This window comes from Clostridioides sp. ES-S-0190-01, from assembly GCF_020658275.1.
Classification (GTDB): Bacteria; Bacillota; Clostridia; order Peptostreptococcales; family Peptostreptococcaceae; genus Clostridioides.
Genome location: NZ_JACVWA010000027.1, coordinates 280,842 through 296,401, shown reverse-complemented (window position 1 = coordinate 296,401; position 15,560 = coordinate 280,842). Strand labels below are relative to the sequence as shown.

Genomic DNA, 15,560 nt, shown 5'->3' with positions numbered 1-15,560 from the left:
CTTCATTTTAATTATTGACAAAAATATGCTATACTAAAAGATGAATTTAAATTTTGGAGGCTCACAATGAAAAGAAATTTATCACTTTTATTAATCTGTTTCTTGATATTTGCTTCATTTTTAGGAAGTTCTAATATATCTTTTGCAGATGATGAACCAGCTATAGTTGCCAAACATGCCGTTTTAATGGACTATGAAACTGGAAAAATATTGTATAATAAATCTGGAGATTCTAAGCTTTATCCAGCTTCAACAACTAAGGCATGGACAGCTTGTTTAGTTCTGAAAAAGGTTAAGAATTTAAATCAAGTAATAGAAATTAAAAACCTACCTCAGATAGAGGGTTCTAGTATGTACTTGAAAGAAGGCGAAGCTTTCACTGTAAGACAATTATTAAACGCTCTTTTGATTCATTCTTCTAATGATGCTGCCTTTGTATTAGCTAGATATGTTGGTGAAGGAGATGTACAAAAATTTGTTGACCTTATGAATTCTGAGGCAAAAGATATTGGAGCTACTGGCACTCATTTTAACAATCCTCATGGATTACCAGACCCAAATCATTACACTACAGCTCATGATATGGCTCTTATGGCCAGAGAAGCTATGAATAATGATGTTTTTAGACAGATTGTAAAAACTAAGTCACTTAAGTTTGATGCTACAAAAGCATACCCTTATGAAAGATATTTTGTAAATACTAATAAATTTTTAACATCACATGATAAGATTACATATAAAGGTCAATCTATAGATATAAAATACGATATAGTTGATGGTATAAAAACAGGATATACTGATGCTGCTGGTAAATGTCTTTTATCTAGTGCAGTAAAAGATGGAAGAAGAGTCATTGCTGCTGTATTTAATTCAACTAATTACGATTTATATTTAGATTCACGCATCTTAATTGATTATGGATTTGATAACTTTAAATGCGCTACTATTGTTGATAAAGAAAAATATACTGATACTAAAAAAGTATTATTTACAAAACAACATGAATTAATTTATGAACCAAAATATAGTTATAAGATAACTTTAGGACAAAATGAGTCTCAAGGTGACTACAATACTAAAACTGAACTAGATAAAATTGATTTACCTGTAAAAAAAGGTACTAAGGTTGGTACTTTAAATATATATAATAGTGGTAAGCTAGAAAAGAGTATAGATTTAGTTGCAAAAAATAACCTTGATAGTAGTCTTCCATTTATAACTGAAAATAAAACTTTGATGCTTTCTATTAAAATTATTATGGCTATTTTAGTACTTCTAGTTATATTTATAATAGCTTCAAATATTAAAAAGAATAATAAAAGAAAGTCTAGAGGAAAAAGAAATATGAGAAAATAGCAATACCACTTATTTATAACACCCTTATCTGCTATAATTATAATGTTTTTTTAAAGAACAATTATCACATAGAAAAGGAGTTCTTAGGAATCCCTTTTCTTTTTTATACAAAAAAGGAGATACCCAAATTTTTATTTTGAGACCTCCCATATAATTACAATTAATCATAATCTTAAGCAAATCTAATTTTTAAATTTTTCTTTTTATAAAATATCATTTTTTTAATTATCTATACTGTATAAAACAACAACCTATATATCAAATTGAAATGTAAAGTTATCAATTAATCTAGTTTTTCCTATGAAAACAGCACTTGCTACAAGTACAGAATTTTCTATATGTTCAACAGGTTGTAATGTCTCACTATCTACAATTTCAACATAATCTATTTTTGTTGAATCTTCAGAATTTATTTTAGATGTTATTAATTCTTTTATTTTTTTTACATCTAGATTTCCTTTTGCCAGTTCTTCTTTTGCCAAGCTTAGGCTTTCATTTAAAACTAAAGCAGTTTTTCTTTCTTCTTTTGAAAGATATGTATTTCTTGAGCTTTTTGCTAAACCATCTTTTTCACGAATTATAGGGCATCCTATTATTTTTGTGTCTATATTCAAATCTTTGACCATCCTTTTAATTACTGCTAATTGTTGAGCATCTTTCTCTCCAAAATAAGCTTTATCAGGAGTTACTATATTCAGAAGTTTTGAAACAACTAGGCATACACCACCAAAATGAACAGGCCTTTTAGAACCACAAAGAAAATCTGTAAGTCCAGACACATCTATGGTAGTACAATTGCCTTTCAAATACATTTCTTCTGATGATGGGTTAAAGACTACTGATGCACCACTATCTATACAGTATTTAAAATCTTTTTCTATATCTCTCGGATAACTGTTAAAATCTTCATTTGGTCCAAACTGAGTTGGATTTACAAATACACTTACTACTACCTTATCATTTTCTTTTACAGCTTTTTTAATAAGGCTTTGATGTCCTTCATGTAAAAATCCCATAGTAGGAACAAGTCCTATAGAATAGCCAGTTTTTTTCCAATCTTTAATTATATTTCTTAGTGATTTTATTTCTTTTACAAGCATTTTGTACCATCCTTAATCTTAGTATAATTTTTCTAATTCAGATTCATTTATTGAAAAGCTATGTTTTTCTTGTGGAAATACGCCAGTTTCAACTTCTAGTATGTAATTTTTAATTGAATCTTTCATTATATCTCCTATATTTGCGTATTGCTTTACAAATTTAGGTACAAAATCTCCAAACATCCCCAACATATCTTGATAAACTAAAATTTGACCATCACAATTAATTCCTGCTCCTATCCCTATTGTGGGAATTGAAATAGAATTAGTCACCTTCTCAGCTATTTTAGCAGGAACTCCTTCAAGGACAATAGAAAATGCTCCTGCTTTTTCTATTAATTTAGCATCTTCAATAAGTTGTTTTGCTGTTTCACTAGTATTTCCTTGAACCTTAAATCCACCAAATGAATTTACAGATTGAGGTGTTAGTCCTAAATGGCCCATTACAGGTATTTGAGCATTTACAATGTTTTTTATTTGTTCTATAACGTTTGAGCCACCTTCTAATTTTACAGCATGTGCCCCACCTTCTTTTACAAGTCTGCCAGCATTTTTAACAGCCTCTTCTGTAGAAACATGGTAAGATAGAAATGGCATATCACTTACAATTAAGGCATTTTTGGCACCATTTTTTACAGCTTTTGTATGATATATAATTTCATCTATAGTAACAGATAGAGTGTTTTCTTCACCTTTTACGACCATTCCTAATGAATCTCCTATTAAAATACCATTTATATTACATTCATCCATTATTTTTGCTATTGAGTAATCATAAGCAGTAAGCATAGATAGCTTCCTTCCATCACTTTTAGCATTTTTAAAAGTCAGTATAGTATTTTTCATTGTTTTTTCCTCCTAAAATTTTGTAAATCTCTTTATATTTTTCAGATTTACTCATTAAATCTTCGACTGCATTTTCTATAGAAATATTTTTTGTACATTTTAATGAATCTTCATTTTCCAAGGCTATTATTTTTAGTAGATTTAAGGAGAGTATTTTGTAAATATCTTCATCTTTTTTATCTAATGCTGATAAATGTTTTTTTATTGGTGTTATATCACCACGAACAACAGGTCCAGTAAGGGATTTAGTAAATCCATTATCAAGTATATTTTCTATATTTATTTTGACCAAAGGATTTATAGCTTTTAAAGCTTCTTCTTCAGATAGACCCAATTTAATAAAGTAACTTACTCCTACATATAGTAAAGATAACACTAAATTTGAAACTAAAACATTGGCCACATGATAAGTGGATGAAGTATTTTTATCTCTTATGAAAAATCGATTTCCTAAGCTATTTATAAAATTTTGAATAAATAAATCATCTTTTTCATTATCACCTTCTATGGAAAAACAAATGTCTTTCATTTTTTTAATATCAGTATTTTTATTGGAAAATGCAAATATAGGATGGACAGAATAAATTAATGCACCTGCTTTTTTTGAACAGAACAATATACTAGATTTTAAAGAACCACTTGTGTGGCAAATGTATTTATGTTTTAAATTAAATTTGGAAAGTTTTTTGTCTATGATTTCAATAGAATCATCTGATGTTGTAATAAATAATATATCATTTTCATAAATAATGTCTTTCAAATTACTATAAATCTTTGTTTTTGTTAAATCTGTTGATTCTAATAAAGATAATTGATTTCTTCCATAAAAGCCCGTTACACAATAATCTTTTGACAAAAAATAATTTGCTAAAGATGTCCCAACTTTTCCAGAACCAATAAATCCTATTTTAATAGTATCACCTCCAACTTGTGATACAACATCTTAATTTCCAATCTCATTCATGAAGATATGAGTTATATAAGACAAAATAATTAAAAACATTTAAAGTATAGTTCTTATAACAAGATACCATCCATGAATATTCTACCATTTAAATAAAAAATTGACAATTAATTCTACAAAAATTAAGTTAATATGTTTTTATTTATGTTTTCTTATTTTACTAAAAATGCACTTAACTTAAAAATAATTAAAATAATATTTTTCAATAATCTCTTTAACATTTTATTTTTGTTAAAAAATAAAAATGTGCTCCTTCCTTGTATATTGTGATATCTTTACTATCACAACTTTTTGGAAGAATGCACACTTTATTTCACACACTCAACACATATTGAATATGTATTCTCAAACTTATTAAATTATATATTTATGTATTTTTCTGTTTTTGCTTATCGTTAAGTTTACATTTTGAACAGTTTCCTAGACATTCATCAACCATATCTAGACATTCATTAAATGCTACCTTACTACTATTTTTATGTCTTACAATTAGTATATCCTGTTTTTTAGCCTGAGACTCAACTGTTCTAGACATCTTATGTGAAACTGTTGATGTAAGTATAACAACAGCATCAGGTTTTCCTATAGAGTTATTTAATTTAGATGACATAGTAGTATATACTTTTGTTTTATAACCTTTTTTCTTGGCCATAACCATATAATCTTTTTCCATTCTTTCATGGCCACCAATCACTAATAAGTTCATTAGACTGCCTCCCGCCTTATTTGATATTGATTTTCATTATTATTTATACTATATATAATAATATCTAAAAATAATTTTGTCAATACTTATTGATATTAATTATCATTTTAATAATAGAAGGTTTTATTTTTAGTAACTTTTTAGTGTTAATAAATTTAAATTTATTGGCTCTAAAAGTTATTGATATTGCATTATAAATAATGTTTTATATAATAAAAAGCTGTAAGTTTTAATGATACCACTCATTAAAATTCACAGCTTTTAAAACTTAATATCCTATATTATTTTAAATTCTTTTTTATTCCTTTGTTTAATATACTTTCATAGTTAATAAAGTCATAAATATCTTCCTTAAATTCATCTGAAAACTTATGTAATTCTTCTAGTGTCAAATCTTCTATTGCTTTTTTATTATCTTCACAATATATTACAATACTTCCAACAATTCCATGTGCATCTCTAAAGGCAACATTATTTTTAACTAGATAGTCAGCAACTTCTGTAGCATTTAAAAACCCATTTTTAACTGCTTGTTTCATTTTATCTTCATTTACCTTTAATGTAGCTATCATTCTCTCCATTATTTGTATACACATTTCAAGAGTGTGTACACTATCAAAGAAGCCTTCCTTATCTTCTTGCATATCTTTATTGTAAGCTAGTGGTATACCTTTCATCACTGTAAAAAGACCAAATAAATTTCCATATACTCTACCAGTCTTACCTCTTATAAGTTCTGCACCATCAGGATTTTTCTTTTGAGGCATTATACTACTTCCAGTAGTATATAAATCATCTATTTCAACAAACCCAAATTCTTGAGAACTCCAAAGTATCAATTCTTCACTAAGTCTACTTAAATGCATCATTATAATTGAAAAATCACTCATTAGTTCTAATAAATAGTCTCTATCACTTACACCATCCATAAAATTATCTACAACTTTTTTAAATCCTAATTGCTCACAAGTTATATTTCTATCTATATCATGTGTAGTTCCTGCCAAAGCTCCACAACCTAAAGGTGATTCATCTAATATTTCTATAGCATTTTTTATTCTTTTCTCATCTCTATCAAACATACTATAATATGCCATCAAATGATGTTTAAAAGTTACCACTTGCGCTCTTTGAAGATGAGTATATCCTGGCATCATTACTGAATTTTTATCAGCAACATCTTTTATAGTTTCTTTAAATCCAGATATTAACCCCACTAAATCACTTGCCTTTTCTTTGGCATATAATCTCATATCAACTGCAACTTGGTCATTTCTACTACGAGCTGTATGAAGTTTCTTCCCAACATCACCTATTCTTTGAATCAAGTTTATCTCAGTAAAACTATGTATATCTTCATAATCTCCATCTAATGCCAATTTTCCATTTTCAATATCTTCAAGTATTCCATTTAGACCTTCTGTTATAGCTTTTCCCTCTTCATCTGTTAAAAGCCCACATTTTACTTGCATATAGACATGTGCTATACTTCCTTCGATATCTTTTTTGTATAGTATACAGTCATACCCAAAAGATTTATTAAATTCTTCCATAAGTTGATTTTCAGCTTTTCTAAAGCGTCCACCCCATAATTTCATATTTTTCACCTCATATTTTAATTTTTTATATTTTAATTATAATATTTTTACTTTAGCTAAAAATAAAAAATCTCTTGGTCAAAAAGACCAAGAGACGAAATATTCCGTGTTACCACTCTAGTTGATAAACTATGTTTACCCACTCTATTCTCTTAAGGCGAGATTACCTATTACCATACTGAATTTCAAGTAATATTCTCCAAAGCTCTATTCAATATAAAGTATTATCATTAGGCTTACACCATCCCTAACTCGCTGAGACCTGCTTTATATCTACTCTCTTCTTCACTGAATCTAAATTTTTATATTTTACCTATTTGTATTATAATTACTATCTATAAAATAGTCAACCTATTTTTTCCTTTAAATGCCTTTTTTAAGAACTAAGTGACTCTTTTAACTCAAAAAACTTATAAATTGCTTTTGCAACTCCACTCTCTTGATTGCTATCTGTCACATAATCAGCCTCTTGTTTAATCAATTCTTCTGCATTTCCCATAGCTACACCAAGACCAGCAAATTGTATCATTTCTATATCATTGTAATTATCTCCAAATGCAATTATATCTTCTCTATCTATATTCATTTTTTCAGCTAAAATTTTAACCGCATTGCCTTTATCAACACCAGTATTCATAACTTCAATATTATTTGGCCAAGAAGAAGTTATTTTTATGCCTTGAACTTTTTTTAATTCTTTTCTTATTTCGTCTAAAATAGCTGGATTTTTTTCTTCTATTATTACAAACTTTAATATGTCATTTTTAGAAATCTCTTCTCTTAAATCATCCCTTATAATTACTTCTGTTTCAGAGCCCAAAAACACACTTATTCTATCTTCACGCCCTTCTATTTTTTTTGAAAGCATGGAATCTATACTATTACATTGATAGTAAATATTATATTTGTCTAACACATCTAAAATATCTAGACATGTTTTTGTATCAATTTTATTTGAATATATTATATTTCCATTTTGCTCCCTTATCAATGAGCCATTACAAGCTATTATTGGCATATCTTCTTTAAGAAAATCTACATTGCATTTAGCTGAATCGAAAGTTCTTCCTGTTGCTAAAGTTACATTAATACCACTTTTAATAACTTTTTGCAGTGCAATTTTATTTTCATCAGTAACTTTATGGTTATTTCCTAATAAAGTTCCATCCATATCTGTTACAATCAATTTATATCCCATCATCCAACTCCATAACATTTTATTGTATACTTATATTTCCTTAATCTAATTTAAAGAATTACCCTTATTAAATTATATCATAACTTTACACTTAAACTATTCCAATTTATAAAATTAATAACATTCCTATACTTCCATATCAAGGCAAAATAAATCGTTTCTTGTAGTATTTTTCTGAATATTTTCAATTTATAGTCTTATAATGCTAGAAATTTTACAATATATGATATATAATCATATTAAATAAAGTGAGCTATTATAATATTTATATTTGTTTTTTACTATTATGTATTTTCACAATATTTTAAATCTAGCAACTTTTTTAACATTTATTATTGACTAAATAAGGAGTGATAAGCTATGAAATTAAAAATTAACAAAGCTATTGAAATGCAGTTGAAAAAAAGTTATGCCATAGAATCTGGTCATTGCGAAGATGTATTTGAGATAGATTGTGGCGAAGGTATAAATACAGTATCTTTCTCAAATAAAGCTGTAGAAGCTTTTAATGCTTTAGAATTTGATATGATAAGAGGATACCCTCATTCAATTAGTCTAAAAAACAATATAGTTGATTATTGGAAAGACTTTACAGCACTAACTACTGATAGAATTTGTCTAGCTGATGGTTCTATACATGTTATTTATCTTTTAAATAGATTATTTATTGAAAAAGGAGATAAGGTTTTAGGATATTCACCTCAATTTTCAGAATATGAAACAGATATAAAAATGCATGGTGTTACTTATGACTATGTTCTTTTAAAGAAAGAAAATAATTTCAAGTTTAATGAAAAGGAATTTATTGAAAAAATAAATTCAGAATATAAATTAATTTACATAGATAACCCAAATAATCCTACTGGACAAATTATACCTCTATCATCAATTGAAAATATAGTAAAAGAGGCAGCAAAATATGATATAGCTGTTATGATAGATGAGGCTTATGGTGAATATATGCCAAAAGAAAATTCAGCTGTAAAACTTTTAAATGATTATGATAATGTAATTGTTCTAAAAACATTCTCAAAAGGTTTTGGTTTGGCTGGACTAAGAGCAGGATATGCAGTCCTTCCTGAACAACTTGTTAATCCTATTAAAAAGATTTCTACTCCTTACGAAGTATCTGAAATCTCTCGTAGTATTGCAGCTAATTTATTAGATGATGTTCAATTTATAGAAGAATTAAAAGAAAAAACAAAAGCTATAAAAAATCAACTATTGATTCCATGGAAAAACCTTAACATAGCTGAGACTAGTGATACTGTATCTATAATGACAGTTGAACATAAAAATAAAGATATAAATTTACAACAAGAATTTGCAAAATTAAAAATAAGAGTTATATCTGGTAGCGATTTTACTGGACTTGATAAAAACTTTATAAGATTTAGAATGCCTGAAGAAAAAGAACTTCCTGAGGTTATAAAAGCATTCCAAATAATCGATAATCTAGAATAAATCTAACTATATAAGGGACATATTGATAAAATCAATATGTCCCTTTAGTTTAGTATTTTTAATTATTCTACAATATTTCTATTCATTAATTTATTAAGTTCCATCAATATTGATGAAAGTAATGCTAAACCTAAACAAATTCCTAATTCATATAAACCAAATACTGTTGGTATAGAGAATATCCCTCTCAAAACTGGCATTAATGTTAAAGAGTAAAGTCCAAAACATATTAAAACTGCTCCTATAACATATTTATTACTAAAAAAGCCTAGTTTTACTATTGTCTGATTATTAGAACGTGCAGGCAATGTTTGCATTATTCTCGCTAATATTAAAGTTGAAAACGCCATCGCTACACCAAGTTCTGGTGACACTTGTAATCCTATATATTGTGCAATTATTGTAACTATACCAATTATACAACCTCTTATAGCCACTGCTTTTAATGTTCCTCCTGCTAATATACTTTCATCTGGATGTCTAGGAGGTTTATTCATTATATTTTTTTCTGATTTTTCAAATCCTAATGCTATTGCTGGCAAAGAGTCGTTTACTAGGTTTATAAATAAAAGTTGTAAAGCTGTAAATGGGTTCGACCATCCTGCAAATACTGCAAACAAGATAGCCACTATAGCACCCAAGTTTCCTGCAAATAAATAAGTTATTGCTTTTATTATATTGCTATATACTGTTCTACCAACTTCAACAGCATTTACTATACTTGCAAAGTTATCATCAACTAAGACCATAGCAGAAGCATCTTTTGCTACATCAGTACCACTTCCCATACCTATACCTATATCTGCTTGTTTTAAAGCTGGTGCATCATTGACACCATCACCAGTCATAGCAGTTATGTTATTCTTATGTTGCCATGCTTTTACTATACGAATTTTGTTTTCTGGTGAAACTCTGGCATATACACTTATATCTTCTAATTTTTTATTTAATTCTTCTTCACTTAATGCATCCAACTCTTTTCCAGTAAGTGCTAAATCTCCATCTTCCATTATACCTATTTCTTTTGCAATTGCTGCTGCGGTTGTTTTGTGATCTCCAGTTATCATAACTGTTTTTATGCCAGCGCTCTTTGCTTCTTTTACTGCGTCCATTACTTCTTCTCTTGGTGGGTCTATCATTGCCATTATCCCAACCAATATCATATCATGTTCGTCATCAATTGAAGGTGTAAAACCTTCTTCTGGAACATCTTTTATTGCAAATGCTAATACTCTAAGTGCTCTATTTGAAAACTCTTCATTTTTATTCTTGTATTCTTCTATTATCTCATCTGTTATGTCTACTTTTGAGCCATTTTTTAAAGCATATTTACATCTGCTAAATACAATATCTGGAGCACCTTTTGTAAACATTATATAATCTCCATATATACTATTTACTGTAGACATAAGCTTTCTATCTGAATCAAATGGTATTTCATTTATTCTAATATATTTACTTCTTAATCTATCATAATCTAAATCATTTTTGCTTGAATAATTTATTAGTGCAACTTCTGTTGGGTCACCTACTTCTTTTCCATCACTAGTTATATGAGAATCATTACATAATGTAGAAACCATAGTCAACAATTTAGCATGATAAGAATAATTTATATTTTCTTTATTAAGCTCATCATTGTTAGTTCCATACATATAACAGTCCACAACTGTCATTTTATTTTGTGTAAGAGTACCTGTTTTATCAGTACATATGACACTTGTTGAACCTAAAGTCTCGACAGCTGGTAATTTTCTTATTATAGCTTGTTTCTTTGCCATACTGTTTGTTCCAACAGCCAGCACTATAGTAACTATTGATGATAAAGCTTCTGGTATTGCTGCTACTGCTACTGCTACAGAAAACATGAATGAATCGAGAATAATTTGTGTCATTTCTCCATTTCCAGCCATCATATAATTTCTTGCTACCTGAATTATAAATATTAAGAGTGCAAGTACTACAATACCTACACCAAGCTTTTTACTAAAAGCTTCTATTTTTTGTTGTAATGGTGTCAACTTATTTTCCGCAGTTTCTAAAAGACCAGCTATTTTACCCATTTCAGTATTCATACCTGTTCCAGTTACTACAAATGAACCTCTACCATAAACGACTACAGCACCACTAAATACCATGTTTTTTTGGTCACCTAAACTTACATCTTCGCTTATTTTTTCTGTATGTTTTAGAACTGGTTCTGATTCACCAGTTAACATCCCTTCTACAACCTTTAATGATTGTGCTTCTATAAGTCTTCCATCTGCTGGTATGTAATCACCAGCTTCTAAAAATACAATATCTCCAACTACTAAATTTTTTGCTGGAATTGTCATTTTCTTATTATCTCTTATTACCTTTGCATTTGGTGCAGATAAATTTTTCAAACTTTCTAATGAACTTTCTGCTTTTTTTGTTTGTACAACTCCTAAAACAGAGTTGATAATAATAACTGCAAAAATTATTATTGACTCTACAGTTTCACCTAAAAATATTTGTACTAAAGCAGCTATCAATAGAATTATTACCAGTGGGTCTTTAAAACTTTCTAAGAAAAGCTTATACGTAGGAACCTTATCTGCTTCCTTTAATTCATTAGTTCCATTTTTTTCTAATAGCTCTTCTGCTCTTTCCTTGCTCAAACCATTTAAGCTTGAGTCTAAATTTTTAATTATTTCTTGATAAGTACTTTTGTAAGACATTTGTTGCCCTCCTCTTTAATAAATTTATTTTATGTTTGGGGACTCTTATGTATACTTGAAATTTTAAATTTTTTAAATAAAAAATTCCTTGAATAAAAAAAGACCCCAAAACAAACATACTTAATGCTTATTTTGAAGGTCTTGCTATCAAGGAATTCCTTGTTAATTAACCGAGTATCTCTACTGTCCTGACGATTAATTACCACTTTCGTGTAAGCTACTCCCCTTCGAGTAGTTATCTTTAATTGTATTTACATTATAACACCTTACATAATTAATAGTCTAGATTATTTTTTATTTTAACCTAAATTTAACAAATTATGGCTTAATCTATATGTAAATATTCTTCTAGTGTTAGATTGTTCATTGCAAAGTTTTTACTGTGTTCAGTTCCAACATATCTATAGTGCCATGATTCATACATGTATCCTGTTATGCTTTCTTTTCCCTCTGGATATCTAAGTATAAATCCATACTTATATGCATTTTCGTACAGCCACTTAGCTTCTTTTGTATTATTAAATTTTTTATTTGCCCAACAAGATTGGTCGTCTCCTCCAATATCAAATGCAAGTCCAGTTTGATGTTCACTTTCTCCTGGCTTAGCTGAAAATCTGTTTGCTTCCTTCTCACCATGTTTCTCTGCATATGTGTTGAATAAATTTTCTTGATATTTATAACTTCTATATGTACTGAAGGCTTTTAGATTTAATCCTGCTTTTTGAGCCTCTTTATTCATTTTATAAAAAGCATCTTTTGCTTCATTACTTTCTTGTGGAGAATAGTCTTCAGGTAAGCTATACTTTTTGTTTGCTACTACAATATTATTTATTGATAAAACGTTCACACCTTTTCTATACTTACTTATTTCATATGCCATGATTTTATTTTCTCCACTAGATATATTAATAAACATTTTTGCGAAAACTAGAAAAAATGCAAAAACTATAATCAAGCCTCTTTTCTTTTTCATATACTGCACCCCCATAATTTAGATTTAATATCTAAAAAATTTAAAGACATTTTACTTCATAGTATAATCATATCATTAATTTATTGCAAATTCTTTAAACAATTCTTAAGAAACTCTTAAATTCTTCTTTATGTTACTAAAACTAACAATATTTTTTCAATTTTTTTATATCACAGGTCCAGATATTGATTTTTTTTCCAAATGATGTATAATGTATTTATGGAAACTTTAAAGTACTACTTAGTACTTATCGTTTTTACATGAAAGGAGATAGCCAATTGACTGACAAACAAAAACTTATTATAACTATTGCTCAAAGAATCTTTGACCAAAAAGGTTTTCAAAATACTTCAATACTAGATATTGTAAAAGAATGTAAAATGTCTAAAGCTACTTTTTACAAACATTTTGAAACTAAAGAAAGTTTTATCTGTGAAATAATTAATTATTATGACGAAAAATTTTTAGAAATTATACATTCTATTAATGAAAACAATGATATTCATCCATCTGAAAAATTAAAAAGAAAAATAATAGCTGTATGGGGAAATATTTTTTCTAGAACTACTATAAATACTTATGTTAGGGAAAATTTTTCTGAAGTGCAACGTAAAACGACAAGTAAGTTACAAAAAAAATCTCGAGCTAATTTATTAAATGAATATAAGCTGAGTTTATTTGATAATTATGGCGACAAAATAGAAAACATTCTATTTGATTTAGTTTTCTTACTAGATGCTCTAATTCACCAGTTTACATATATTATTCATATACAAAAAAGAGAAATAAATGTATACTTTATTGCTGAATTTACTATACAAATGCTTGATTTAGTTGTAGAAAATGCGGATAACCTAAATCCTTTAATTGAAAAATCAATGTTTTTATATGAACAAGAAGATGAAGCTTATTCTTCTCTTTATAGTAAATCATTATTTTTTAAAACAATAGAGGATATAGAAGAGCTAATCAAAACAAACACTTCTCTTGTTGAAAACCCTAAGTTACTAGAAGCATCAAAAAAATTATATGAAGAAGGAAAAAATCAACTATATGATTCTTTAATTATGGATGCAATGATTACATATCTAGAAAAAGAAGACATTTTGAGACCAAAAGTACTTTTATTGAATAGTATTAAAAATCAATTAAAAAAGGAGACGTTATAAACTATGGAAATACAAAGTAATAGCAAAAACAATAAAAAAGGAAATTTGATAATAGCAATCGTAATGACTGGTGCTTTTATAAGCTCTCTTAGTCAAACATTACTGGCAACTGCACTTCCCAATATAATGTCAGATTTTAAAATTACTGCTGATGTTGGTCAGTGGTTAACTACGATTTATCTACTTATTGCAGGTATCATTATTCCTACAACAGCTTACTTGATAAATAGATTTAGTACTCGAAAATTATTTATTACATCAATGACTATCTTTTCTTTAGGATGTGTTATTGCACTTTTCTCTCGTGATTTTTCAACTATGTTGATTGCTCGTGTGTTACAAGCAGTAGGTTCTGGCTCTTTAATGCCACTTTTACAAGTTATTATATTATATTTATGTCCTATAGAAAAACGTGGTACAGCTATGAGTCTAGTTGGTATTACAGTGGGATTTGCTCCAGCAATAGGACCAACTTTATCTGGATGGTTAGTAGATTCATTTGGTTGGCATAGTTTATTTTTGCTTCTTTCACCTATAGCTATATTAGATGTTATACTTTCATTTATATTATTAAAAAATGTTGGAGAAGCTCAGAAACTAAAACTGGATATACCTTCAATAATACTATCTTCTTTAGGTTTTGGTGGTTTATTGATTGGGTTTACTAATCAAGGTAATTATGGCTGGACTAATAGTGCAACATATCTACCAATAATATTAGGAATTGTATCATTAATTTTGTTTACATGGCGTCAATTAAAATCTAAAGAACCATTCTTAGAACTAAGAGTTTTTAAAAATAAACCATTTCTTATTTCTACATTATTAATTATGATTGTATATGCTTCAATGATGTCTGCTACATTAATGATACCTCTATATATTCAATCTGTAAGGGGATTCTCTGCACTTGCTTCAGGTTCTTTAATGATGCCTGGTGCTATACTAATGGTTGCATTAAATCCAGTTGCAGGACGTCACCTAGATAAATATGGTCCTCACGCTCTATCAATATTAGGAACTGGATGCTTATTTTTAGGAACTTTATCTTTTGCGTTTTTAGGCAAAGATACATCTTTAATTCATATATCATTAATGTATTGTATTCGTATGATTGGTATTTCAATGGTTCTAATGCCATTAACTACATGGGGAATTAAAACACTAGATAGAGAACTTATATCTCATGCTACAGCAATTAATAGTACACTTCGTCAAATATCTGGTGCTATAGGCTCTGCTGTACTTATTACTATAATGACAACTGCTACTAAAAAAGCTCACATGAGTTCAGCTATCCTGTCTAATACCCATGGAATAGATGTAGCATTTTCAATAGCAGCTACACTTGCATTTATTGGATTAATTGTATCAATATGTTTTATAAAAGAGCGACAAACTGTTAGAAGTTAAAATAAAAAAAGAGATGTTTTAAGATTAAAATCTTAAAACATCTCTTTTTTTCAGTTTGAAAAATATTGTAA

12 protein-coding genes and 1 other annotated feature are annotated in these 15,560 nt (G+C 28.1%); of the genes, 4 read left to right on the top strand and 8 right to left on the bottom strand.

What is annotated here, in order from left to right; translation table 11 throughout:
- Window positions 1-66 precede the first annotated feature (66 nt).
- The gene (locus IC214_RS11365) at window positions 67-1,356 is read left to right on the top strand and encodes a D-alanyl-D-alanine carboxypeptidase family protein (protein WP_227432537.1); all 1,290 of its coding nucleotides are present in this window, start codon (window positions 67-69) and stop codon (window positions 1,354-1,356) included.
- A gap of 251 nt (window positions 1,357-1,607) precedes the next feature.
- Here IC214_RS11365 and panC read toward each other — a convergent pair whose 3' ends face one another.
- The 6 genes from panC to IC214_RS11335 form a co-directional block, all read right to left on the bottom strand.
- The gene (gene panC / locus IC214_RS11360; protein WP_227482862.1) at window positions 1,608-2,456 is read right to left on the bottom strand and encodes a pantoate--beta-alanine ligase; all 849 of its coding nucleotides are present in this window, start codon (window positions 2,454-2,456) and stop codon (window positions 1,608-1,610) included.
- 18 nt (window positions 2,457-2,474) lie between these two features.
- On the bottom strand, window positions 2,475-3,302 hold the full coding sequence (panB, locus tag IC214_RS11355; RefSeq protein ID WP_227432535.1) for a 3-methyl-2-oxobutanoate hydroxymethyltransferase: 828 nt from the start codon (window positions 3,300-3,302) through the stop codon (window positions 2,475-2,477).
- Window positions 3,277-4,215 (bottom strand): DUF2520 domain-containing protein, encoded by a 939-nt coding sequence (locus tag IC214_RS11350; RefSeq protein WP_227482912.1) that lies wholly within the window; start codon window positions 4,213-4,215, stop codon window positions 3,277-3,279. The genes panB and IC214_RS11350 overlap by 26 nt, the downstream gene beginning before the upstream one ends.
- 418 nt (window positions 4,216-4,633) lie before the next feature.
- On the bottom strand, window positions 4,634-4,972 hold the full coding sequence (locus IC214_RS11345) for a DUF2325 domain-containing protein (RefSeq protein WP_021385441.1): 339 nt from the start codon (window positions 4,970-4,972) through the stop codon (window positions 4,634-4,636).
- Window positions 4,973-5,253: 281 nt separating this feature from the next.
- Complete coding sequence (gene argH, locus IC214_RS11340) at window positions 5,254-6,570, bottom strand: argininosuccinate lyase (RefSeq protein WP_227432534.1); 1,317 nt, start codon at window positions 6,568-6,570, stop codon at window positions 5,254-5,256.
- Window positions 6,571-6,657: 87 nt separating this feature from the next.
- Window positions 6,658-6,868, bottom strand: a binding site (T-box leader).
- A 78-nt stretch (window positions 6,869-6,946) separates the two neighbouring features.
- A complete protein-coding gene (locus IC214_RS11335; protein WP_227432533.1) occupies window positions 6,947-7,768 on the bottom strand; it encodes a Cof-type HAD-IIB family hydrolase in 822 nt (273 codons plus the stop codon).
- A gap of 360 nt (window positions 7,769-8,128) precedes the next feature.
- Here IC214_RS11335 and IC214_RS11330 point away from each other — a divergent pair, with 360 nt between their 5' ends.
- Window positions 8,129-9,232, top strand: a complete 1,104-nt coding sequence (locus IC214_RS11330; RefSeq protein ID WP_227866669.1) for a pyridoxal phosphate-dependent aminotransferase — start codon at window positions 8,129-8,131, stop codon at window positions 9,230-9,232.
- Between the two features lie 62 nt (window positions 9,233-9,294).
- Here IC214_RS11330 and IC214_RS11325 read toward each other — a convergent pair whose 3' ends face one another.
- Window positions 9,295-11,934, bottom strand: a complete 2,640-nt coding sequence (locus IC214_RS11325) for a cation-translocating P-type ATPase (RefSeq protein ID WP_227432531.1) — start codon at window positions 11,932-11,934, stop codon at window positions 9,295-9,297.
- A gap of 325 nt (window positions 11,935-12,259) precedes the next feature.
- Window positions 12,260-12,907 carry a D-alanyl-D-alanine carboxypeptidase family protein gene (locus IC214_RS11320; RefSeq protein WP_227432530.1) on the bottom strand — a complete coding sequence of 216 codons (648 nt, stop codon included), beginning with the start codon at window positions 12,905-12,907 and terminating at the stop codon, window positions 12,260-12,262.
- 278 nt (window positions 12,908-13,185) lie between these two features.
- Here IC214_RS11320 and IC214_RS11315 point away from each other — a divergent pair, with 278 nt between their 5' ends.
- Window positions 13,186-14,076, top strand: a complete 891-nt coding sequence (locus IC214_RS11315; protein WP_227862656.1) for a TetR/AcrR family transcriptional regulator — start codon at window positions 13,186-13,188, stop codon at window positions 14,074-14,076.
- Between the two features lie 3 nt (window positions 14,077-14,079).
- Window positions 14,080-15,489 carry an MDR family MFS transporter gene (locus tag IC214_RS11310; RefSeq protein ID WP_227866668.1) on the top strand — a complete coding sequence of 470 codons (1,410 nt, stop codon included), beginning with the start codon at window positions 14,080-14,082 and terminating at the stop codon, window positions 15,487-15,489.
- Window positions 15,490-15,560: the final 71 nt, after the last annotated feature.

Excerpts from the sequence above, each read along its gene's own strand:
- IC214_RS11320 (WP_227432530.1), bottom strand. The coding sequence starts at position 12,907 with ATGAAAAAGAAAAGAGGCTTGATTATAGTTTTTGCATTTTTTCTAGTT.
- panC (WP_227482862.1), bottom strand. The coding sequence starts at position 2,456 with ATGCTTGTAAAAGAAATAAAATCACTAAGAAATATAATTAAAGATTGG.
- argH (WP_227432534.1), bottom strand. The coding sequence starts at position 6,570 with ATGAAATTATGGGGTGGACGCTTTAGAAAAGCTGAAAATCAACTTATG.
- IC214_RS11365 (WP_227432537.1), top strand. The coding sequence starts at position 67 with ATGAAAAGAAATTTATCACTTTTATTAATCTGTTTCTTGATATTTGCT.
- IC214_RS11335 (WP_227432533.1), bottom strand. The coding sequence starts at position 7,768 with ATGGGATATAAATTGATTGTAACAGATATGGATGGAACTTTATTAGGA.
- IC214_RS11310 (WP_227866668.1), top strand. The coding sequence starts at position 14,080 with ATGGAAATACAAAGTAATAGCAAAAACAATAAAAAAGGAAATTTGATA.
- IC214_RS11325 (WP_227432531.1), bottom strand. The coding sequence starts at position 11,934 with ATGTCTTACAAAAGTACTTATCAAGAAATAATTAAAAATTTAGACTCA.
- IC214_RS11345 (WP_021385441.1), bottom strand. The coding sequence starts at position 4,972 with ATGAACTTATTAGTGATTGGTGGCCATGAAAGAATGGAAAAAGATTAT.
- panB (WP_227432535.1), bottom strand. The coding sequence starts at position 3,302 with ATGAAAAATACTATACTGACTTTTAAAAATGCTAAAAGTGATGGAAGG.
- IC214_RS11330 (WP_227866669.1), top strand. The coding sequence starts at position 8,129 with ATGAAATTAAAAATTAACAAAGCTATTGAAATGCAGTTGAAAAAAAGT.